Here is a 23523-nt window from a genome sequence, read left to right as displayed (position 1 = left end):
AGGCGCCAAGCCTCACTCTCCTTTGAAACAGCTTTTTTTAAAGACAAGCAATCTTGTTTAAAAACATTTAGGAGGAAACAAAAAATGGCAGAAGTAACAGCTAAATTAGTAAAAGAATTACGCGATATGACTGGTGTAGGAATGATGGACGCAAAACGTGCATTAGTTGAAGTAGAAGGCGACATCGAAAAAGCCGTAGACTTATTACGTGAAAAAGGTATGGCAAAAGCTGCGAAGAAAAACGACCGTATTGCTGCTGAAGGTTTAGCATCTGTAGCGATCAACGGCAACACAGCAGCAATCGTTGAAGTGAACTCAGAAACTGACTTCGTTTCTAAAAACGAAATGTTCCAAGACTTAGTAAAAGAAATCGCTGAAGTAATCGCAGCAAACAAACCAGCTGATATGGATGCTGCTTTAAAATTAGAAACTTCTAAAGGCACAATGGATGCTGCGTTGATCGAAGCAACACAAGTAATCGGAGAAAAAATCAGCTTCCGTCGTTTTGAAGTTGTTGAAAAAGATGACAATGCTGCTTTCGGCGGTTACCTACACATGGGCGGACGTATTGCTGTATTGACTGTTCTTGAAGGAACAACTGACGAATCAGTTGCGAAAGATGTTGCAATGCACGTTGCAGCGATCAACCCTCGCTACGTGAACGAAGCACAAATCTCTCAAGAAGAATTGGATCATGAAAAACAAGTCTTGACAGAACAAGCATTGAACGAAGGCAAACCAGCGAACATCGTTGAAAAAATGGTTGAAGGACGCTTGAAGAAATTTAAAGCAGAAATCGCTTTGGTTGACCAACCATTCGTTAAAGACCCAGATATGACAGTTGAAAAATACGTTGCATCAAAAGGCGCAACTGTGAAATCTTTTGTCCGCTTTGAAGTCGGCGAAGGTATCGAAAAACGCGAAGACAACTTCGTTGAAGAAGTAATGAGCCAAGTGAAAAAATAATTCTGTTCCTCGAACAGATGGGAACGCATGGAAGTGCGCTCCCTTTTTTTAAGCAAAAACGGTTTTTGAAGAAATAGTGTAGATAATTTTCAACGAAAGAGCACCAATATGCTACAATAGTATTGGAGAATGTACGGAGGAATCATGATGGGCAAACCAAAATATCAACGTGTTGTATTAAAATTAAGTGGTGAAGCATTAGCGGGTGACGAAGGCTTTGGGATCAAACCACCGACGATCCAAGAGATCGTTAAAGAGATCAAGGAAGTCCACGAATTAGGCGTACAGATGGCGATCGTGGTCGGCGGCGGAAACATTTGGCGTGGACAAATCGGCGCGCAAATGGGGATGGAAAGAGCACAAGCTGATTACATGGGCATGTTAGCGACTGTGATGAATGCTTTAGCATTACAAGACACGCTAGAAAATGCTGGTGTACCAACGCGTGTCCAAACTTCGATCGAAATGCGTCAAATCGCAGAGCCTTATATTCGTCGCAGAGCAGAACGTCACTTAGAAAAAGGGCGGGTCGTCATTTTTGCAGGCGGAACCGGAAACCCTTATTTCTCAACTGATACGACCGCAGCCTTACGGGCAGCTGAAATCAACGCTGATGTCATTTTGATGGCGAAAAACAATGTTGATGGCGTCTACTCAGCAGATCCTAAAACGGACCAAAGTGCTGTGAAATTTGAAGAATTGACCCATTTAGAAGTCATTTCTAAAGGATTGCAAGTAATGGATTCAACCGCAAGTTCATTAAGTATGGACAACGATATTCCATTAGTCGTATTCAACTTGAATGAGCATGGAAACATTCGCCGCGCCATTTTAGGTGAACATATTGGAACGACAGTAAGGGGGAAATAACATGGCTGACAAAATTTTAACAGAAGCAAAAGACAAAATGAAAAAAGCAGCAGAAAACTTGCAGCGGGAATTAGGACAAATCCGTGCTGGCCGCGCGAACGCGAGCATCTTAGACCGCGTAATGGTTACTTACTATGGTGTACCAACACCCTTGAACCAAATGGCTTCAATTACGATTCCAGAAGCAAGAATTTTGATGATCACACCTTTTGACAAAACAATGATCCAAGAAGTAGAAAAAGCTATCATGCAAAGTGATATTGGTATCACGCCTGCCAATGACGGAACAGTCATTCGTTTGGTGATTCCTCAATTAACGGAAGAACGTCGTAAAGAATTAGCCAAAGACGTGAAAAAAGAAGCTGAAAATGCGAAAATCGCGGTCCGTAACATTCGCCGTGATGCGATGGAAGCTTACAAGAAACAAGAAAAAGCTGGCGATATCACAGAAGATGATTTGCGTGAATCTGAAAAAGAAGTGCAAACTGCTACAGATAACAGCATCAAAGAAATCGATGCGATCGCAGCTGAAAAAGAGCAAGAGCTACTTGAGGTTTAAAAGGAATGACGAAGAGTCGCTTCAGCGGCTCTTTTTTTATGGTCGAAAGTGCCGTATGTACTTGAATATCACGACTGTTTTTTTGTTTTTTCTTAATATGGAAATCTTTTCTTGGTTTTCATAGGCAAGAAATCTGATTATTGTTATAATGTAAAAGATGAATTTCAAGAATTGGAAGAGGAGCGAATACGATGCTGCGTTTTTTTCCACAAAAAGACAAATATATCAAAGAAGCGGCTGAACATGAATTTGATCCATCACTGCCGATTCCCCAACACATCGCGATCATTATGGATGGCAATGGCAGATGGGCGCAAAACCGGCGCTTGCCAAGAGTAGCTGGTCACAAAGAAGGCATGGAGACGGTAAAAAAGATCACGAAACATGCTTCACACCTTGGTGTGAAAGTATTGACTCTTTATGCGTTTTCAACAGAGAATTGGAAACGGCCAAATGAAGAAGTGGACTTTTTGATGCAACTGCCCGTCGACTTTTTCGACACGTTTGTTCCTGAGCTGATCAAAGAAAATGTTCAAGTCAAAGTGATGGGGTTCACGGAATCTTTACCCGAACACACACAAGAAGCGGTCAAGCGAGCGATTGACCAAACCAAAGATAATACTGGGATGATCTTGAATTTTGCTTTAAATTACGGCAGCCGCGCAGAAATTTTGACTGCGGTCCAAGCCCTTTATGAAGAGCTTGCAGCTTCGGAGGAAGCCCTGCCCAAGCTCACGGAAGACATGCTGGCGACACATTTGATGACTGGTTTTTTGCCAAACGCGTTACGTGATCCTGAATTGGTGATTCGCACGAGTGGCGAAGAACGTATCAGCAACTTCTTGTTATGGCAGATTGCTTACAGCGAATTATTCTTTACGAAAGCGCTCTGGCCTGATTTCGATGCTGCTTTACTAGAAGATGCGATCGGGAGCTTTCAACAACGAAACCGGCGTTTTGGCGGTTTGAAAACGAAGGAGGAAGAAGAGTGAGACAACGTGTAATCACTGCGGTCGTCGCATTAGCCTTTTTCCTGCCAATTATTTACGTTGGCGGCATTGCCGTCGAATTGCTGGCAGCAGCGATGGCAGGGATTGGTGTTTATGAATTATTTCGGATGAAAGGACTAGCTGTTTTCAGTTTTGAAGGAATTCTTTCAATCATCGGTGCGGTGATTTTAGTTTTACCTCAAGAACGCTGGTTTTTCTTTTTGCCAGAGGGCACAGATAAAAGTGCCTTGTATTATGTAATCGTCCTTTTATTACTAGGGATCGCGGTTATTTCTAAAAATACGTATACTATCGATGAAGCTGGTTTTCCAGTGATCGTCAGCTTATATACGGGTGTCGGTTTTGAACGTTTCTTGACGGCACGTTCAGCAACAGATGGCTTAGTCGTTTTAGTTTTCGGTCTGTTTATCGTGTGGGCAACAGATATTGGGGCTTACATGGTGGGACGGCGTTACGGTCAACGAAAATTATGGCCAGAGATTTCCCCTAATAAAACGATCGAAGGGGCCCTAGGCGGGATTGCTGCTGCGGTGGTCGTAGCCGGTTTGTATCTGCTAGCATTTCCAGGGAAAGATTATTTTGGACATGGTAGTGCCATCATGATCTTATTGACGGTCCTCTTTTCGATCGCTGGTCAATTCGGGGATTTAGTGGAATCGGCAATCAAACGTCATTATGGCGTGAAGGATTCAGGCAATCTTTTGCCAGGACATGGCGGGATCTTGGATCGCTTCGATAGCATGCTGTTTGTGTTTCCAATCATGTATTTATTCGGTGTTTTTTAGAAATTATTTAGAAGTGCAGGCTTGGCTTGCGCTTCTTTTTTTAAATTCTTGTTACAACGGGAATGTGAGTTCCTCAACGGGAATCGGTGTGATAAAATAAGGAAAGGCTGCCCTGAATGAGAGGGATGCTGTGAAAGAGAGGAACGAGCATGAAAACGATACTTGTATTTATCATTATCTTTTCCGTAGTGGTAGTGATTCACGAGTTTGGACACTACTTCTTTGCAAAACGGGCAGGTATTTTAGTAAGAGAGTTTGCCATCGGTATGGGGCCTAAATTGTTCGCGCATCAAGCGAAAGATGGGACGACCTACACGATTCGGATGCTGCCATTAGGCGGGTATGTCCAAATGGCGGGCTGGGGTGAAGATGAAACAGAATTAACACCAGGTATGCCAGTCTCCTTGGTTCAAGATGCAACTGGCAAAGTTATCAAAATCAATACGAGCAAAAAGATCCAATTGCCGCAAGCGATCCCTATGGAAGTGACCGACTTTGACTTGGAGGAGAAGTTGACGATCACAGGGTTCATCAATGGTAATGAACAAGAAGCGATTACGTACGCTGTGGATCATGATGCAACGATCATCCATGAAGATGGGGTTGAAGTTCGGATCGCACCTAAAGACGTTCAATTCCAGTCCGCAAAGCTTTGGCAGCGAATGCTGACGAATTTTGCTGGACCGATGAACAACTTTATTTTATCCTTGGTCTTATTCACTGGGTTGGTGTTTGCACAAGGTGGTGTTGCGAATCAAGATGCAACCATCGTGACAGGAATCGAAGCAGGAACACCGGCAGCTGAAGCAGGGCTGCAAAATGGCGATGAAATCTTAGCTGTCGAAGGTGTCGATGTTTCTAACTGGTCAGAATTAACGACTGAGATCCAAAAGTACCCAGATACTCAGATTGCTCTAGCAGTCAAACGAGGATCAGAAACACTTGATTTGACGGCAACTCCTGCGAGTCAAGAATCAGGGGAGACCACGATTGGTTTCTTAGGGATCACCGCTTCCTTAAAAACTGGGATCGGAGATATCTTACTGGGCGGCTTGCAAACGACCATTGACAATTCACTGGTGATTTATAGAGCAGTCGGCAACTTGATTGCCCAACCAGATATCAATAAATTGGGTGGACCGGTAGCGATTTTCCAACTGTCTTCTCAAGCTGCATCGCAAGGGGTAACAACGGTGATCGCGATGATGGCGATGATTTCTATCAACTTGGGGATCTTTAATTTATTACCGATTCCTGGATTGGATGGCGGTAAGCTGGTTTTAAATATTTTAGAAGGTTTGCGAGGCAAGCCAATCAGCCAAGAAAAAGAAGGCATCATTACTCTGATTGGGTTTGGGTTTTTGATGTTGCTGATGGTTCTCGTTACCTGGAATGATATCCAACGTTTCTTCTTTTAAAAATAAGACGCACAAGCAAATCAATTGTTGATCGGGTGAACATGATTTTTTGTAGCAAAGGAGAAAAAAATGAAACAGTCAAAATGTTTGATTCCGACATTGCGGGAAACCCCCAGTGATGCGGAGACGTTAAGTCATCAACTGTTAGTTAGGGCAGGGTATATTCGACAAGTGGCGGCAGGCATTTATGTTTACTTGCCGCTAGCACAAAGGGTGTTAGAAAAGATCAAGCGGGTCATCCGTGAAGAATTGGCACAAATCGATGCCGTAGAGATGGCGATGCCTTCTTTGCTTCCGTATGAGCCATGGAAGGAGTCAGGACGTGCCTCATTGTATGGTGAATCCTTGTATCGATTAACAGATCGAAACGAACGAGAGATCGTTTTAGGACCTACTCATGAAGAGCCGTTTACGACATTGATCAAAAACGAGATCACGTCTTATAAACGGCTGCCATTGAGCTTGTATCAGATCCAAACGAAATATCGGGACGAACAGCGGCCGCGCTTTGGATTGATCCGCAGCCGCGAATTTATCATGCAAGATGGCTATTCCTTTCATGCCGATGAAGCCAGCTTAGATCAAACCTATAATCGTTACGAAATGGCTTATCATGCAATATTGAAACGCTGTGGGATCGAGTATCGGGCAGTGGTCGGGGACAATGGCTTGATGGGTGGCAGAGATTCGAAAGAATTTTTGGCATTGTCGGGGATCGGCGAAGAGCTGATCTGCTACTCGACCGAAAGCGATTATGTCGCCAATTGGAAATTAGCAACCAGTCAATACATCGCCAAAAAATCTCACGAGACCTATTTAGAATTACAAAAAGTCGTTCAGGATGAGCCTTTAACGTTAGAGGAGCTGGCGCAGGCATACGAAACAGACTTGCAAAAAATCGTTCAAGTATCTTTATTACTCGTTGACGAGCAAGTCATTATGGTGTTATTACGAGGCGATCACAGCCTCAATGAAACAAAGGTCAAGCATTACTTAGCCGCTGATCAAGTGAAGGTGCTGACTGTTGAGGAAGCGGAGTCTTATCTGACGAGTGAGACGCAGCTGCGCAGTCCCATTGCGCTTGCTGATTCGATCCAGTTGTACGCCGATCAGCATGTCCAAGATATGGCGAATCTGATCGTTCCAGCGGCAGAAAAACAAAGCTATTATCTCAATGCGAATGTGGGGCGTGATTTTCAACCATTAGCCTTTGCCGATTTTCGCTTGGTTCAAGAAGGTGATCCTTCCCCAGATGGAAAAGGAACCTTAACCTTTACGCGAGGAATCGAAGTTGGCCATATCTTCAAGTTAGGAACCAAGTACAGTGAGGCGCAAGAAGCGACGGTTGTCGATGAAAACGGCGATGAGCAACCAATCATCATGGGCTGTTATGGGCTGGGGGTTTCTCGGCTGCTTTCAACGATCGTCGAACAATACGGCAATGAGTTTGGGATCGATTGGCCCCAAGAAATTGCCCCATTTGATGTGCATATCATTCAAACGTCGATTGAAGATAGCTATCAAAATGCCTTAAGTGAAGAAGTAGAAGAAATGATGAACCAAGTCGGCTATCAAGTGCTGGTAGATGACCGCAATGAACGTGCAGGGGTCAAATTTGCAGATGCCGATTTGATTGGCTGTCCGATTCGCTTGACTATCGGTAAAAAAGCCGTAGAAGGTATCGTAGAGATCAAAATCAAGCATACTGGTGCGACCGTTGAAGTGAGAAAAGAAGAAGTCGCTTCGACCCTGACGATTTTGTTAGCCAATCAGGAATAAACAGGAACGAACAAGAATGAATAGCAGATCGAGAGAGGAAATCCTTTCTCGATTTTTTAATGAAAATGAGGGCAAAAAGAGGTATACTAGTGAGTACTGAGAAAAGGAGGATCTTCAATTGTCAAAAGAAAGAGAGACCTTTGAGATATTATTAGACCAAATTGCAGCTGCCCCAAATCTTCGGCAGCATCCGTTGATGCAGACTGCCCAAATCAAACAAGTAACCGTGCATCGACAATCAAAAGCGTGGACGTTTTATTTCCAATTTGAACGTTTATTACCGGTGATGGTGTATCAGTCCTTTAAACAACATATTGAATTGGCGTTTAAAGAGATTGCGGAAGTTCGTATCATCATTGAAGCTCAAGATGGTTCCTTTGATGAGCAATTCATTCAAGAATATTGGCCATTGGCGTTAGCCAATCAAAATTGTGATCGGCCATTGGTTCATCAAGTGATCAAAAACCAAATGCCTGTGCTGCAAGAGAACAAAGTGATTTTGCCAGTCAACAATGATGCGGTCATCACGATTTTGCAGCAGCAGTACTTGCCGATCATTGAGGAGAATTATAGTACCTTCGGCTTTCAAAAATTTCGGATCTTGCCGCAGCTAGACCAAGAGCAAGCGGAGGCGGCCTTAAAAGAACTTGAAGCACGCAAGGAAGAGCAAACAGCAGCGTTCCAACAACAAGCTGCTGAGAACTTGATGGCGCACGAGCAACGCAAAAAAGAAGTCAAAACAGTCGAATTTGACGGACCGATCGCACTTGGGCGTAATATTCCTGCCGATGAACCTGTGACACCGATGATCAATATCATCGAGGAAGAACGCCGAGTTACGATCCAAGGGTATGTCTTTGATAAAGAAGTCCGCGAACTGCGCTCAAAACGGAAGATTTTGATCTTAAAAATCACCGACTATACGTCATCGTTTAGTGTGAAAAAATTCTCCAACAATGAAAAAGATGAACAAGTCTTTGATGCCATCACCAAAGGTAGTTGGGTCAAAGTACGCGGTAGCGTCCAAGAAGATACCTTCATGCGAGATCTTGTTATGAATGCGCAAGATTTGCTGGAAGTTAAACACGAAGCTCGCAAAGACTATGCACCTGAAGGCGAAAAACGGGTCGAACTCCACCTGCATTCCAATATGAGTACGATGGATGCCACCAACAACGTAGCGGATTTTGTCGCTCAAGCAGGCAAATGGGGCCATAAGGCGATTGCGATCACCGATCATGGTGGAGCGCAAGGGTTCCCTGATGCCCATCATGCAGGAGAAAAGGCTGGTGTTAAAATTCTTTACGGTGTGGAAGCCAATATCGTGGATGACGGCGTAGCGGTTGCCTACAATCCTCAGCCTGTTCCACTGACCGATGCTACTTATATCGTGTTTGACGTGGAGACCACTGGGTTGTCTGCAGTATACGACACCATCATTGAGTTGGCCGCTGTGCGGATGCATAAAGGCAACGTGGAGGCATCCTTTGATGAATTTATCGATCCAGGTCATCCGTTATCGCGAACGACCGTAGAACTGACGGGAATCACCGATGAAATGGTTCGCGGATCAAAATCAGAAGAAGAAGTCTTACGTTTGTTCCGTGAGTTTTCTGAAGGAGCCATTTTAGTTGCCCACAATGCGTCATTTGATATGGGCTTCTTAAATACCAGTTATCAAAAATACGGTATTCCAGAAGCGGAGAATCCGGTCATTGATACATTGGAACTCGCTCGTTATTTGTATCCAGAGTTTAAGCGATTCGGTTTAGGTGTCCTTTCCAAAAAATTCGGCGTCAGCTTAGAACAACATCACCGAGCGATCTACGATGCGGAGGCAACCGGTCATTTAGCATGGATCTTTGTCAAAGAAGCAATGGAAAAACATGAGATGCTGCTGCACGAAGAGTTGAACCGACACGTGGGGGGCGAGAACTCCTACAAAGCAGCTCGACCCTTCCATGCCACGATCTTGGCTCGAACACAGGCAGGATTGAAGAATTTATTCAAGCTGATCTCGATGTCGAATGTGAAGTACTTCCATGATAAAGTCCCACGAATCCCACGTTCAGAATTGGTGAAATTGCGGGAAGGATTGTTAGTCGGAACCGCCTGTGATAAAGGAGAAGTCTTTGTCGCAATGATGCAAAAAGGGGTCGATGCAGCACGAGAACTTGCCAAGTTTTATGACTACATCGAAGTCATGCCCAAAGCAGTTTATGCTCATCTTTTGGAAACGGAACTCGTGAAAAGTGAAAAAGACCTAGAAGACATCATTCGGAATCTGGTAAAAATGGGGGAAGAGTTAGGGAAAATCGTTGTGGCTACTGGGAATGCCCATTACCTAAACGAAGAAGACGCCATTTATCGCAAGGTCTTGATCAATTCAATGGGAGGCGCCAATCCGTTGAATCGTCATAGCCTACCAGACGTGCACTTCCGTACTACGGATGAGATGCTGACCGCTTTTCAATTTTTAGGTCCAGAAGTAGCGAAAGAAATCGTGGTGACGAACCCGAATAAAATCGCTGATCTTTGTGAAAAAGTCATTCCGGTAAAAGATGATTTGTATACACCAAAGATTCCCGGATCTGAACAAGAGATCACCGACTTGAGTTACAACCGTGCCAAAGAGCTATACGGTGATCCATTACCAGAAATTGTGGAAAAACGTTTGAAAAAAGAGCTTGATTCGATCATTGGGAATGGGTTTTCCGTGATCTATTTGATCTCACAAAAACTCGTTCATAAAAGCAATGAAGACGGCTATCTAGTAGGGTCACGGGGATCAGTCGGTTCTAGTTTCGTGGCAACCATGACGGGGATCACTGAGGTCAATCCATTAGCTCCTCATTATTATTGTCCCGATTGCCAGTATTCGGAGTTTTACGAAGACGGTTCGTATGGTTCTGGTTATGATATGCCAGAGAAAAAATGTCCAAAATGCGGCACCCGTCTGAACAAAGATGGCCACGATATTCCCTTTGAAACGTTCCTTGGTTTCCACGGCGATAAAGTACCCGATATCGATTTGAACTTCTCAGGGGAATATCAGCCAGAAGCCCATAACTATACGAAAGTACTCTTCGGTGAAGAATACGTCTATCGTGCAGGAACGATCGGTACCGTAGCCGACAAAACAGCCTTTGGTTTCGTAAAAGGCTTTGAGCGCGATCATAATCTTCATTATCGAGCAGCCGAAGTCGATCGCCTGGCAAAAGGTGCCACAGGCGTCAAACGGACGACTGGTCAGCATCCGGGGGGAATCATCGTTATTCCCGACTATATGGATGTCTATGATTTCACCCCGATCCAATACCCAGCGGATGATCAAAATGCGGAGTGGAAAACGACCCACTTTGATTTCCATTCGATTCATGACAATATCTTGAAACTGGATATCCTCGGACACGATGATCCGACAGTCATTCGGATGCTGCAGGATCTATCAGGCATCGATCCAAAAACGATCCCCACCGATGATCCAGAAGTGATGCGTATTTTTGGCGGCACGGATGTGTTAGGCGTGACCGAAGAGCAGATCTATTCGAAAACCGGTACATTAGGCATCCCAGAATTTGGTACCCGCTTTGTGCGGGGGATGCTGGATCAAACCCATCCATCGACCTTTGCTGAACTCCTGCAGATCTCTGGTCTTTCCCATGGTACCGATGTATGGTTGGGCAATGCGGAAGAATTGATCCGTCGCGGAGATGCCAGCCTAGCGGAAGTAATCGGCTGTCGGGATGATATCATGGTGTATTTGATCCACGCCGGTTTAGATGACGGCATGGCCTTTAAAATCATGGAGACGGTCCGTAAAGGACAATGGAACAAGATCCCTGACGACTTGCGAGATACTTACTTGCAAGCGATGCGGGAAAACAATGTCCCAGAATGGTATATCGATTCTTGTTCGAAGATCAAGTACATGTTCCCGAAAGCCCATGCTGCGGCGTATGTTTTGATGGCGTTGCGAGTGGCTTACTTTAAAGTGTACTTCCCAATTCTCTATTACTGTGCTTATTTCTCTGTCCGAGCAGACGACTTTGATTTGATTGCCATGTCAAAAGGAAAAGACGCCGTAAAAGAACGGATGCAAGAAATCACTGACAAAGGATTGGATGCATCAACGAAAGAAAAAAATCTGTTGACAGTTCTGGAATTAGCCAATGAAATGCTGGAGCGCGGCTATGAATTCGGGATGATCGATCTGTATAAATCCGATGCAGAAAATTTCGTGATCGATGGGAAAAAATTGATCGCACCGTTCCGAGCAGTACCGAGTTTAGGGCTGAACGTAGCGAAACAAATCGTGGAAGCACGAAAAGATGGTCCCTTCTTATCGAAAGAAGACCTCGCCAATCGCGGGAAAGTTTCTAAGACATTGATTGAATACATGACGGATAACGGTGTTCTAAAAGATCTACCAGATGAAAATCAGTTGTCGTTGTTCGATATGTTGTAAGCCAACGGCTGTTCACTTAAAAAAAATAAGCCCATCATTGCAGCATCTAGTATAGCTAGTTTCTGCATGATGGGATTTTTATGTCTTGTTTAAGAAGGTAACCTAAGCAGCCGCAATCTGACCAAAATCAGAAAAATCGTGATCTATAGTGAAAAATCATAAGGGGAGTTGCCGCTTGGACAGCGAATCAATCGAACCTTTACCATACAAAGAGAAGAAAAATACTCGTTACCGAAAGAAGCGAATGCCTTTGGCAACGAGTATTTTTCGACAAAGTTCGTTAACTAGCTAAAAAAAGAAAAAAAGCAAAACAGGCAGATACACCATGTACAGTAAGACGGAATAGCCTAGACATGAAGTTGCAAATTCTTCATCCCCTTGGTAGTTTCGTACAAGGATCGGGACAGAGTTTTGGACGGGCATGGAGGCTTGGATAATAAACACAGAAAGCATCAGTTCAGGAACAGGGATGATCCTGCTTAATAGCCATACAACGAGGGGCGAAAGAATGAAGCGACCAAATAGGACACCAGCAATGTCTTTGGTCATTCGCAAGTTCTTGAGCCCGCCAAAGTACACGATGATCCCGATAATAAACATTGATAGAGGCGTCGTTAAATCTGCTAGGTAGCTTCCAAGTCCATCAACAAAGGAGGGCAGTGGGAATGTGAACAGCATCCAGATCAAGCCGATAATGAAACCAATCAAGGCTGGCGAAAAAATCTTTTTTAGCATGACCAATGGATGAAAGGAAATGCGGGCTTCGCCGAAATCGGGGTTATCTTTTGCTAACTCAAAAATACCGATGGTCCAAAATAATGTCGTATTTACGATGTAGTACAACAACACATAGGGAACGGCTTTTTCACCAAAAATGGCTAAATTGATCGGTAAGCCGATGAAGATCGTATTGGAAAAGGTAAACATGGCGGAAAATGCCCCTTGGTGTTTGGTTTCAACTTGCGCGAAACGGCGCCATAAATAACCGGCGAAGTAAGTGATCATCATGGAAAGCAAAGGGATGATCATCCCGGAAACTAATGAGAGAAACTCGTCTTTCGTAAAGTTTTTAATGATCGTCAAAAACATATTGGCGGGTAATGAGACATTTAACACCAGTTTTGAAAACGTATCGGCGGTTCGATTAGAAAACCATTGTTTGTAAGACAACCAATAACCGATAAACATGAGACTGAAAATGACAAAAATATTGATATATGCTTGAAACATGCGCTCACCTCTCATTTACTATAGCGAAAGGCAATAGAAGAAGCAACTGATTCCCATTTGAAAACAACAAAAAACCAAACCGCCCAATGAGCGATTTGGTCAAGAATTACTTCCGTTGCTGCTTGCCAGCGTTACGACCTTTTCCGTTAGGCTTTGTCGTGTTCAACGCTTTTTTGACAGCTTCTGTTTTTTCAGGCGTTACGTCTTTACGAGGCGTAACTACCGTTTTAGGCGGATTTGCTTTCATTTCCGCTTCGACTTGGGCACGAATTTTTGGTTTCATGATGACATTCGTGATAAACGTTTGGATACAACTGAAGACCCCACCAACTACCCAGTAAAGTGTCACACCAGCTGGTGCACTCATGGACATGAAAACGATCATCAATGGAGAAACGATCAACATGGTTTTCATCGTTTTTTTCTGTTCTTCAGGAATCCCGATGGTTGAAATATACCCTTGTGCCAAGTAGGAAAGACCAGCAATCGCCACAAAGAGGATGCTTGGGTCGCCTAAAGATACGCCAAAGAATTCAGAGTTTTGGATTCCTTGTGTGTAACGAGCGGTGAAATAAAGAGCAGAGAAGATCGGCATCTGAATCAGCAAAGGGAGACAACCGATACCGCCAAACATACTGACGTTGTTTTCAGAGTAAATTTTTTGCATCTCCGCTTGCGCTTGCATTTGTTCTTCCCGAGTGGTCGCTTTTTTCAAATTGGCTTGCGCAATATCCACTTGAGGTTTCAGAAACTGCATTTTTTCACTTTGAACCATCGTTTTTCGAGACTGATGGATCCCTAATGGTAAGATAATGACACGGACAACGATCGTTACGGCGATGATCGCCCAGCCGTAAGACCAGTTGAAGTTTTCTACGAGCATCGTGATCATATCCCCTAATGGTTTCACCAAAAAGCGATAAATCATTCCTGTTTCTTTCGGCGTACCATCAGCATTGGTACTGACACAGCCTGATAATGCTAATAACAGGCCAAATAATCCTGATGAAAGCAGCCATTTATTCATTTTAGACATTCTATTCTTCCTCTTCACAATAAATTTAGACAAAAATAACTATACTAAAAAAGACCGACTATTTCAATGTACAAAGAGAAATTCATTGAAAAATCAATCTTTCGACTTAGAAAATATTCAATTGTTAATAGTACACTACATCAAAACTCCGACGCTCTTTGATAGCATCGTCTGGTTGGACGTCGATCTGATTTACTTTCCCAGCGGGTGAAGGAGAATCCTTAACCCCAGCAACAAAGGCATCAATGGCTTTGTCATCGCCAATTGCTTCAATCGAAACAGAACCATCCGCTTCGTTTTTTACAGATCCGGTGACGCCCAACTGATCGGCAAGCATTTTTGTGGTATAACGAAAGCCGACGCCTTGGACACGTCCTTGCACATGGATTCGTAGTTTCTTCATGGACAATCCCTCCTCTGCTTTATATGATAGCGTTTTTTCAGTAAAAGAACAAGTTAGATCGATTGACTCATGCTATAATGAATCGAGGTGACAAGATGAAAGAAATTCAATCGAAAAAAAATACCTTTATCAAGGAAATCAAAAAACTAACACAAAAAAAACATCGAACACAAACCAATACCTATCTGATCGATGGCTGGCATTTGGTGCAAGAAGCATTGCATGCACAAGTACCCATCAAAGCATTGTTGGTGACCCCGCGAGGGTTAAGTGAAGCCAACGGGCAACTCGATGATTATCAGGAAGAAAGCTATTTGATCACAGAGGAGATCGCAGCGATGCTTTCTGATTTGCCAACACCACAAGGGATTTTTGCCGTGGTGGAAAAGCAAGAACAAGACTTACAGACACTGACGGGCAATTGGCTGATTTTAGATAATGTGCAAGATCCTGGAAACGTTGGCACCATGATTCGAACAGCGGATGCCGCTGGATTCAGCGGGGTTTTTCTCGGCGAAGGAACAGCCGATCTCTACAGCACCAAAGTCTTGCGCAGCATGCAAGGGAGCAACTATCATCTGCCGATCGTAGAAGGAGCGATCCCGCCATTTTTAAAGCAGCTGCAGGCAGCTGGTGTGGCGATTTATGGTACCGAGTTAAACAAAGAAGCAGTCCCTTATACCGAGCTTCCTAAAGAACAAGCGGCTGCCTTCATTTTAGGCAACGAGGGGCAAGGGGTCAATCAGGAACTGTTGGCATTGACCGATAAAAATCTATATATTCCTATCTATGGTCAGGCGGAATCATTGAACGTCGCCATTGCGGCAGGTATTTTGATGTATTTTGCTGTCAGCTAGATTTTTAAGGAACTGTTAAACTATTTGAATCTATTGCACCTCACCTAGAAACTTGCAGGAATAGGTGCTATACTTTGTCTTGTAACAATCAAGCAGATCAAAAAAGGTGGCAGACAAAAATTTATGACAGAAAAATGGCAAGAAGATAGCGAATATATGTCTTACGTGGCTGACCTGTTAGAAACAGAAGCTGTAAAAAAATTAGCCAATTTTGTGCAGCATATGAACTCCACACGTTTGGAACATTCGATCAGCGTCTCTTATTATAGTTACAAATTGGCCAAGAAATGGGGCGGCGATGCTCGTGCAACAGCTCGTGCAGGACTCCTTCATGATTTATTTTATTACGATTGGCGTACTACAAAGTTTGACGAAGGTACCCATGCGTACATGCATCCACGAATCGCAGTAAAAAATGCCGAAAAAATCACTGAACTTAGTGATCTTGAAAAAGATATCATCTTGAAACATATGTGGGGAGCAACGATTGCACCGCCACGCTATAAAGAAAGCTATATCGTCACGATGGTGGACAAATATTGTGCGATCAAAGAAGCATCAGAACCCCTTACAGACAGCATGAAAGAAAAATGGCAACAACGCTTCTGGAAGAAACATCGCACGATTCAATAAGAAAAAAGTTCTTCGAACCAACTGGTTCAAAGAACTTTTTTTGTTTGTTTAGCCAAAAATAAGTTGGAGGATCGCTGCTCCTGCATAGAGAATCAGTAAGGTGATCAATACCGTTAAATGTCGTCTTTTGTGCATAAAAAGGATTGCCACGAATTCTCTTAAAAAGGCATTCGGTAAATAGTAAAAGGCAGTAAGTGCTCCGATACCATCCGCTTTAAGTTGGGCTTGATCTGCATAGAGACCAGCACGAAAAATATGGTAATTGTTTGAGGCAAAGATTGCTTTGTAGCCGTTTGGCTTAAGCGAATCCATGATTTCTTTCGAAAATTTCATGTTTTCATAAGTAGTCGTGGAATTTGTTTCCACTAAAATCTCACCTTCTGGTACGCCTTGGGCAATCGCATATTCTTTCATAGCAACAGCTTCCGGCAGCTGCTCATCGCTTCCTTGTCCACCTGACATCAGTAATCGAGGCGCGGTTTTTTTCGCTTTAAATTGCGATTCGTAGAACGAGATCGCTGTATTGATGCGTTTTGCCAATAAAGGGGAGACCGTGGTGCCATTCAAAAGGCCTGCACCTAAGACGATGATAAAGTCCTGATTATAGCGAGGATGGTTGAACTGATAAATGACTGAAATGGATAAAAAGTTCAAAAAGACTACAAACAGATACAAAAGACTTAGGGGAACAATGCCGAATAAGGTTCGGATCCAATCTGGGAAAAAGTGCAAAAGGGTATCTGAAAATAGTAAAACGGTCAAAACCACCGCTAAGATCAGGGTTAACAAATTGGCGATCGATCGCGATTCTCTTCGTAGTACGATAATGGAATTCCAGTAAAGAAAGACCACGAGTGTTGCCAAACCGAATAATAGTACAGCAACGAAGATTGCCAGTAATACAGCGAGTAAACCACCTACGAGTATGTCTTGGGTTCGGTATAAATTAATGACTAAGTAGCCGCCAAAAGCCAGCACGAACAAATTAAAAAGCAAGCCATTTACAAGTTGGTGCTTGTTGCGCCGATAAGAAAATAAAAAAAGGCCGGCGAAGGCGACGGGTATCAGAATAAAGAAACTACCTGTCCGTAATTCTGAGACAGCTAAATAAATTAGCAGGGCTAGAATCGTCCAACAACATTCAAAAAAGAAAATATCCGGATCATCTTTTTTCTTGCGCCATTTTTGAACGACGATCACGCCCGACACATAGCTGATGGCAAAAATCAGCAATTGCGTAAAATCCATGTTTTTCACTCCTTTAACGATACACTTAGTATACCGAAAAATGGCAGAAATTGCTTGTTGCTAAGGTCAAAGTTGCTGAATTTCTTGCAGTTCGCTAAAATGAAGGAAAGAAGGAGGAAGGAACATGCAATTAGGTGAAGTGATTCGCGTCGAACGACCCGCTTTTTATGTGATTGGAAAAGAGGGCAAGGGGTTAGCAGAAGAAGGTGCTTCTTGGGTACCAGCACTTTGGGAACTTGCAACAAAGGATTTTGAAGAGATCGAATTTCTCGTAAGTGATCAAAAGGCAGAAGAACTGGAATTTTGGGGCTTGATGAGTGATGGCACCAATTGGTTAGAGCCTTGGCAAGAAACCGGTCGCTACTTGGCAGGCGTTCAAGTCCAGACAGAAAATTTTCCTCCTGTCGGTTGGGTCCGTTGGGAAATGCCCGCAATGACCTATCTCGTTGTAAAAACGGATGAAAAAAACTTAACGATGATGACTGAAAAAATGCTGATGGAAGTTTTACCAGAAAACAACGTCCAGTTGTCAGCAGCCATCCAAGAAAGGTATCTTCCTCATTTTAAGGAGGGGGAAGTTGAATTGTTTTTCCCTGTAGAACCATTGGCAACAGCAACGGTGGAAACAGTAGAATAAAAAAAATCTGTCCGAGAAGCAGTCTTTGCTTCGGACAGATTTTTTCGTTTAGGTTAAAAAAGATTACTGAAAAAGTTGGACACGCCGCGCCAAGCCCGAACAAAGATGTTGGCTTTTTCCACTGTTTGTGTTGTGATCAATCCTGCAGTCTCGTCATGATCGGAATCATCAATATAACCAAGCGTATCAGCTGGAATCGAAGCACTTACGGTACCGACTTCTGTGCCCTCAGTCAATGACGCTTGCAGGGCAGAATCACGATAATGCTCATTAAAGTCAATGGTTGTTTCAAAGGCGGTGGCATCCATATCTCCACGTACCCATAAGGTCAAACCTTGATTTAAGGCAACGGGCACACTCAATTCTTTCCCATCTTTGACTGCAACCGTCTGGGTATCTTCTAGTTGCGCATTTTCTGGTAAAATCTCTACTTGTTCCCAAGCGTCAAACGAGTAATCCATCAAACGGCCTGTTTCAATAAAACGAACACTAGGATTTTCTGCATGACCATTGACGTTTAGCACCACGGTGATGATTCGTTGGCCATCTTTAACGGCGGTTCCGACAAAGCAGGCGCCTGCCATATCTGTCGTACCAGTCTTCAGACCGTCGACACCATCTTTCGTATTCGTAAAACCTGGAAGCATCCAGTTCCAATTGACCATCTCGACAGGCGAATAGGAACCTTCACCAAATTGTTTCGTTGAAAGGCTGGTTACTTCCAAAACATCTGGAAAGTCTTGTAACAAATGACGGGCAATCAATGCCACATCTTTTGCGGATAGTTCGTTTTCATCAGTTGATGTTGATCCTGGGTAAATATTTTCCCCTAGATAAGCATTGTTCAAGCCAGAAGCATTGACGATCTTTGCATCGGTGATGCCCCATGATTGCACTTTTTCTTGCATTAAATCCACAAAGGCACTTTCAGAGCCAGCAATCAGCTCCGCGAGCGCGACGATTGCAGCATTTGCAGATTGGATATAACTGGCATCATACAGATCTTTTACTGTATAGGTAACGTCTTGATGCAAAGGGACATTTGATAAGTTAGGGGACACGCTGAGATTAGCGGCATAATCGGAAATCGGCACAGGATCATCCCAAGCGATCGTTCCTTGTTCTACTTGCTCAGCGACAAGGTAGAGGCTGATGATCTTGGTAATGGAGGCAATACCCATGGCTGTCTCGCCATCTTGATCATACAACACTTTCCCTGTGTCAAAATCAATGGAGTAGGCGGCTTTGGCGTCAATCGAAAAATCTTGGATCTCTTCGATGCTCATTGCTGTATCATCAGCATATGAAACGAGGGGGATGCCGACAGCAGCAAAGAGGATTGCCAAAGCAGCAACGAAGGAATACCCGAACTTGGTTATTTTCTGCATATATGTAGTAGCTCCTTTTAAGTTGTATCTAAGCAAAAATTTTAACAAAGAGTATCCGCTGTTGCAATACTCTAAGAGAAAACTTAGCATTTAATTGCACGAAGACCGCTCAAAGGGGGAATGGGCGTTGTTAAACCATTTCAAACTAGAAGACCTAAGGGCAACAGACAGCAAAAAAAACTTGCCTTCCTATTTAATAAAGAAGACAAGTTTTTCTGAATTGACATTGGGTCAAACGATTTCACTTAGCGACGATTGGAATGGATTCTCGGGTTTTGGTTTTGGGCTCTGACGGGAACTTTCACTGCTCTCGTTTCTTGTTGCATGGCCAATTTTGCTAAAAAGAATGTCCCAGCTAGTAACGCAGCTAAAGCAAAGATGGAAAAGAGTGAAATAAAGGTCGTTAACATAAAAATCCCTTCTTTCTGTTTAAAATAAATGTGGAAGGTAGGAATCGAACCTACACCTTAATCTATGAACGATCAAACATCACTCAACGGAACACCTTGTTCAACCACTTGTTAAGTTAATGATAGCATGGATTGCCAGGAAATGCTGATAAAAAGTCTGAGAATTGACCGAAGAAAATGTGAAGAAAACATGAACTCGATCTTCTCATGTCCCTTAGGCGATTTTTGTCAAAGAATAGTGGCAATCTTCTGCTTCATCATATAAAGTAATAACGGAGCCTTTTTGTTCCAGGACTAAATGATAGCCAAATGTGTCCAGTAACACTAATCGCGTCGGAGTCAGTTCAACAATGGAAACAGGCAACGGTTTGCCTTCGATGGTCAATGAATAATTATTGGCAATTTCTAAAATGACATCTTCTTTTGTCTTTGAAGTAAAACGCCAATTTCCAATGAAATTTTGGCGGTTTTCATTTTTTTGTTTTTCCTTTCGCAACAGTAAGGAGCTGACCACTCCTGTTGCTAGAGATAAACCAATCAATAGAGACCTTTTCTTCATTTATACACGTCCTATCACTTACGATTCATCTAGTTGCACCTTGTGAACAAGATGCCCGCTTCTGCACACTAGAAAATAATTGCCATAAGTATACCATGAGAAGGTAAAAAAGCATGGTACTTTAGTTTGAAGTTTAGAAGTTTTTATCAAAATATGCTATGATTCAAAAGAGCAGGTGAGAAAATGAATTATCCAAATACCCTCTTAGCCACGTTTCTCGTTCGCGACAACCGATTCATTGCCCGATGTCTAGTCGATGGGCAAGAAGTGATCGTCCATGTGAAAAATACGGGACGAGGAAAAGAACTATTGCACAAAGGGGCACTCGTGACCCTCCAATATTGGGACAATCCGAAACGTAAAACCAATTACGATTTGATCTCAGTCAAGAAAGAAGACCAATGGATCAATATTGATAGTCAAGTACCCAATCGGTTAGGCTATGAAGGCCTTTTGGATGGCACGATCCAGTTGCCAAATATCAAAGGGAAAATTGCCCTCTTGCGGCGTGAAGTCGTCTATGGGATGTCTAAGTTTGATCTTTATTTTGAAACAGACGAACAAGAAAAAGGGTTTATAGAAATTAAAGGGATGACACTTGAAAACAAGCAAATCGGCGCTTTCCCAGATGCGCCAACGATTCGCGGCTTGAAACACGTCAATGAATTGATCCATGCCAAAGAAGCAGGCTATTATGCGGCGGTTTTGTTCATGATCCAATTTGAAGTGGTGCAAAGAGCCACGATCCATCGACAGATGCAGCCGGATCTGGCCGATAAGATCGCTGAAGCGCAAAGCAAAGGTGTCGAAGTGTTTGCTTATAATTGCCAGGTAAACCAAGGGATGATTGCGGTCAAAGAACCGATCCCTTTTGATTTGAACGTCGAATTTGACGACCCCAATCTATAGAAGAAAGAAGGAAAACACATGATTCATTTAGGGATTATCGGCACAAATTGGATCACCGATCAATTTGTACAAGCAGCCCACGAAACCAAACGGTATCAATTGGTAGCCGTATACTCAAGAAAATTAGCCACAGCGCAACGCTTTGGGGAAAAATACGGGGACATCGAATATGCGACCGATTTGGCCACTTTTTTTGGCTTAGCTCATATGGACACGGTCTATATCGCTTCTCCGAACAGTTTGCACTTTGAACAAGCCAAGCAAGGTATTTTGGCAGGAAAAAATGTCATTGTGGAAAAGTCAGCCTTTTCAACACCTGAGGAAATGGCGGAGATCATTGACCTAGCAAACCAACAACAGGTTTTATTCTTTGAAGCAGCTCGCAACATTCATGAAGCGAGTTTTTCAACCGTAGCCGAATTCTTACCGACACGCGGTGCCATTCTTGGGGCGAACTTTTCTTATATGAAATACTCGTCTCGTTATGACGCTGTACTAGCTGGGGAGGAACCAAATATCTTTTCTCCACATTTTTCTGGCGGAGCTTTAGCCGACTTGGGTGTGTATCCAGTATATGCGGCGGTCGCTTGGTTTGGTAAACCGCAGGACGTTCATTATTTTGCGCGTAAATTATCGACCGGTGTAGATGGTATCGGGACTGCTGTGCTACGCTATGCTGATTTTGATGTCACGATCCAAACAGGCAAAATCGCTGATTCAGAGTTACGATCAGAAATTTATTTTGAAGACGGGACATTAGATTTGAATGCCGTCAATGCTATTGAAGAAGCAGCATTTTATGAACGCCAAACAAAACAAACGCATCCATTAGCAGTCGCTGCTTTAGACAATCCGATGATCGAAGAAGCGCAAGACTTTGCAGACATCATTGAAAACAAAGATGATCCTAAACAAGGACAACGCTATGAGGAATGGGTGGAACTTGCCCGCAGTGTCAATGAAACCGTCTCTTTGATGCGTAAGCAGGCCGACATCATTTTTGATGCAGATAAAAAATAAGGAATGGAACATTTATGACAGTATTTGAATTGACACAATTGCCAGACGTCTGGCAGGAAAAATGGCAAGCGGCTGGGTATCACGCACCGTCCTTGATCCAAGAAAAAACCTTTGGTCCTTTAAAAGACGGCGCGTCTGTCATAGGAATCTCACCGACCGGTTCAGGTAAAACTTTGGCGTATCTCTTGCCATTGTTAACGAAGGTTGAAAAAAAGCAAGGCAATCAGCTGTTGATTTTGACTTCTTCACAAGAATTAGCGATGCAAGTCACAGAAGTAGCACGGGAATGGGCCCAAGCCATTGGTTTGACCGTTCTGCCGCTAATTGGCGGCGCAAGTACAAAACGCCAAGTGGAAAAACTAAAAGACAAACCCGAGGTCTTGATCGGTACCCCAGGCCGTGTGTTAGAGTTGATCAAAGCCAAAAAAATCAAGACCCAGCAGCTGCAATCGTTGGTATTGGATGAGGTTGACCAATTATTGAAAGAGGGTGCCTTCACCCTGGCAGCCAAGATCAATCAAACATTACCAAAACAAATCCAGCGTAGTTTCTTTTCAGCAACCGCGAACGAAGTGATCGATGAGATTCGACCATTCGTGTCAAAAGAGCCGCTGATCATTGATGTTACCCAAGAAGATCAGAGCAAAGGCGTCATCCATCATTACTATTTGAACTATCCGCAACGACGAATCGTGGATGCTTTAAGACGCTTTGCTCATTTACCAAACTTTCAAGCCTTGGTTTTCTTCAATGAATTAAGCACAATGGGGAATGCGGAAGAAAAGCTATTGTTTCATGGCTTGCCGGTGGCATCTCTGGCATCTGATCAAAACAAACTTGCACGAAAAGGTGCATTAGAGAGCTTTCGTCAAGGAAAACTAGTGGAACTATTGACGACCGACGTCGCCTCTCGCGGCTTAGATGTCGTGGATCTGCCTTACGTGATCAATACAGAAGTCCCTTTAGAAAATGAATCCTATTTACACCGCGCAGGACGCGTTGGAAGAATGGGTAAAGAAGGAACTGTCGTTACGATCGTTCAAGACCATTCGTTGAAGGATTTGAAAAAAATCGCGAATCAGTTGTCCATTGAACTCAAGGAAGTCTATCTGCATGGAGGACAGTTACACACAGAAGCTCCTGTTGTCGAAAAAGAAAGCAAGAAAGAAACGAAAACAGCAAGTGTGCAGAAAATTTCCAAGAAAACGCCTGAAAAATTACACACTCCTGTCAAAAAGAGCAAGAAAAAGACGAAAAAGCAAAAAGACAAAGGAAAAAGACGCCATTGAGCGTCTTTTTGTGTTACCATTAACGTTGTTTATTATTAGTGTGTAAAAA

21 protein-coding genes are annotated in these 23523 nt (G+C 43.3%); 14 read left to right on the top strand and 7 right to left on the bottom strand.

Features of this window, described 5'->3' with window-relative positions:
• Nucleotides 1-84: 84 nt before the first annotated feature.
• From tsf to QN079_RS10940, 8 genes are all read left to right on the top strand, one after another.
• Nucleotides 85-966 (top strand): translation elongation factor Ts, encoded by an 882-nt coding sequence (tsf, locus tag QN079_RS10975; RefSeq protein ID WP_005229432.1) that lies wholly within the window; start codon nt 85-87, stop codon nt 964-966.
• Nucleotides 967-1113: 147 nt separating this feature from the next.
• The gene (gene pyrH, locus QN079_RS10970; protein ID WP_005229433.1) at nt 1114-1836 is read left to right on the top strand and encodes a UMP kinase; all 723 of its coding nucleotides are present in this window, start codon (nt 1114-1116) and stop codon (nt 1834-1836) included.
• Between the two features lies 1 nt (nt 1837).
• On the top strand, nt 1838-2395 hold the full coding sequence (gene frr, locus QN079_RS10965) for a ribosome recycling factor (RefSeq protein WP_005229434.1): 558 nt from the start codon (nt 1838-1840) through the stop codon (nt 2393-2395).
• 191 nt (nt 2396-2586) lie between these two features.
• Entirely contained in the window at nt 2587-3387 is an 801-nt protein-coding gene (uppS, locus tag QN079_RS10960; protein WP_015510051.1) for an undecaprenyl pyrophosphate synthase, read from the top strand.
• The gene (locus tag QN079_RS10955) at nt 3384-4190 is read left to right on the top strand and encodes a phosphatidate cytidylyltransferase (protein ID WP_010749318.1); all 807 of its coding nucleotides are present in this window, start codon (nt 3384-3386) and stop codon (nt 4188-4190) included. The genes uppS and QN079_RS10955 overlap by 4 nt, the downstream gene beginning before the upstream one ends.
• Before the next feature lie 149 nt (nt 4191-4339).
• A complete protein-coding gene (gene rseP, locus QN079_RS10950; protein WP_289229753.1) occupies nt 4340-5608 on the top strand; it encodes an RIP metalloprotease RseP in 1269 nt (422 codons plus the stop codon).
• 69 nt (nt 5609-5677) lie between these two features.
• The gene (locus QN079_RS10945; protein ID WP_005229438.1) at nt 5678-7387 is read left to right on the top strand and encodes a proline--tRNA ligase; all 1710 of its coding nucleotides are present in this window, start codon (nt 5678-5680) and stop codon (nt 7385-7387) included.
• Nucleotides 7388-7505: 118 nt separating this feature from the next.
• A complete protein-coding gene (locus QN079_RS10940; protein ID WP_289229752.1) occupies nt 7506-11855 on the top strand; it encodes a PolC-type DNA polymerase III in 4350 nt (1449 codons plus the stop codon).
• A gap of 288 nt (nt 11856-12143) precedes the next feature.
• Here QN079_RS10940 and QN079_RS10935 read toward each other — a convergent pair whose 3' ends face one another.
• The 3 genes from QN079_RS10935 to QN079_RS10925 form a co-directional block, all read right to left on the bottom strand.
• Complete coding sequence (locus QN079_RS10935; protein ID WP_123834134.1) at nt 12144-13085, bottom strand: AEC family transporter; 942 nt, start codon at nt 13083-13085, stop codon at nt 12144-12146.
• Nucleotides 13086-13191: 106 nt separating this feature from the next.
• Nucleotides 13192-14121: a membrane protein insertase YidC gene (gene yidC / locus QN079_RS10930; RefSeq protein WP_010749323.1), complete on the bottom strand. Its 930-nt coding sequence runs from the start codon at nt 14119-14121 to the stop codon at nt 13192-13194.
• Nucleotides 14122-14245: 124 nt separating this feature from the next.
• Entirely contained in the window at nt 14246-14524 is a 279-nt protein-coding gene (locus tag QN079_RS10925; protein ID WP_142968304.1) for an acylphosphatase, read from the bottom strand.
• A 95-nt stretch (nt 14525-14619) separates the two neighbouring features.
• Between QN079_RS10925 and QN079_RS10920 the strand changes: the two genes are divergently transcribed.
• Both QN079_RS10920 and QN079_RS10915 read left to right on the top strand, forming a co-directional pair.
• Complete coding sequence (locus QN079_RS10920) at nt 14620-15381, top strand: TrmH family RNA methyltransferase (RefSeq protein ID WP_074933054.1); 762 nt, start codon at nt 14620-14622, stop codon at nt 15379-15381.
• Nucleotides 15382-15504: 123 nt separating this feature from the next.
• The gene (locus QN079_RS10915; protein ID WP_005229452.1) at nt 15505-16014 is read left to right on the top strand and encodes an HD domain-containing protein; all 510 of its coding nucleotides are present in this window, start codon (nt 15505-15507) and stop codon (nt 16012-16014) included.
• Nucleotides 16015-16062: 48 nt separating this feature from the next.
• Here the strand turns inward: QN079_RS10915 and QN079_RS10910 are convergent, their stop codons facing one another.
• Nucleotides 16063-17262 (bottom strand): YdcF family protein, encoded by a 1200-nt coding sequence (locus tag QN079_RS10910; RefSeq protein WP_289229751.1) that lies wholly within the window; start codon nt 17260-17262, stop codon nt 16063-16065.
• A 124-nt stretch (nt 17263-17386) separates the two neighbouring features.
• Between QN079_RS10910 and QN079_RS10905 the strand changes: the two genes are divergently transcribed.
• Complete coding sequence (locus QN079_RS10905; protein WP_010749327.1) at nt 17387-17899, top strand: GyrI-like domain-containing protein; 513 nt, start codon at nt 17387-17389, stop codon at nt 17897-17899.
• A 53-nt stretch (nt 17900-17952) separates the two neighbouring features.
• Here the strand turns inward: QN079_RS10905 and QN079_RS10900 are convergent, their stop codons facing one another.
• The 3 genes from QN079_RS10900 to QN079_RS10890 form a co-directional block, all read right to left on the bottom strand.
• Nucleotides 17953-19287, bottom strand: coding sequence for a serine hydrolase (locus QN079_RS10900; RefSeq protein WP_289229750.1), 1335 nt, complete (start codon nt 19285-19287; stop codon nt 17953-17955).
• A gap of 245 nt (nt 19288-19532) precedes the next feature.
• Nucleotides 19533-19697 carry a hypothetical protein gene (locus QN079_RS10895; protein WP_005229460.1) on the bottom strand — a complete coding sequence of 55 codons (165 nt, stop codon included), beginning with the start codon at nt 19695-19697 and terminating at the stop codon, nt 19533-19535.
• Nucleotides 19698-19911: 214 nt separating this feature from the next.
• On the bottom strand, nt 19912-20256 hold the full coding sequence (locus QN079_RS10890) for a DUF4828 domain-containing protein (protein WP_289229749.1): 345 nt from the start codon (nt 20254-20256) through the stop codon (nt 19912-19914).
• A 183-nt stretch (nt 20257-20439) separates the two neighbouring features.
• Between QN079_RS10890 and sfsA the strand changes: the two genes are divergently transcribed.
• The 3 genes from sfsA to QN079_RS10875 are packed head-to-tail and all read left to right on the top strand — an operon-like array spanning nt 20440 to nt 23474.
• Nucleotides 20440-21165, top strand: coding sequence for a DNA/RNA nuclease SfsA (sfsA, locus tag QN079_RS10885; protein WP_289229748.1), 726 nt, complete (start codon nt 20440-20442; stop codon nt 21163-21165).
• 18 nt (nt 21166-21183) lie between these two features.
• Nucleotides 21184-22185, top strand: coding sequence for a Gfo/Idh/MocA family protein (locus QN079_RS10880; protein ID WP_289229747.1), 1002 nt, complete (start codon nt 21184-21186; stop codon nt 22183-22185).
• A gap of 14 nt (nt 22186-22199) precedes the next feature.
• On the top strand, nt 22200-23474 hold the full coding sequence (locus tag QN079_RS10875; protein WP_289229746.1) for a DEAD/DEAH box helicase: 1275 nt from the start codon (nt 22200-22202) through the stop codon (nt 23472-23474).
• Nucleotides 23475-23523 lie beyond the last annotated feature (49 nt).

This window comes from Enterococcus sp. FZMF (genome assembly GCF_030263915.1).
GTDB classification, from domain to species: domain Bacteria; phylum Bacillota; class Bacilli; order Lactobacillales; family Enterococcaceae; genus Enterococcus_D; species Enterococcus_D casseliflavus.
Note: the sequence above shows the minus strand (reverse complement) of the source record. Positions and strands in the feature narration are given on the sequence as shown.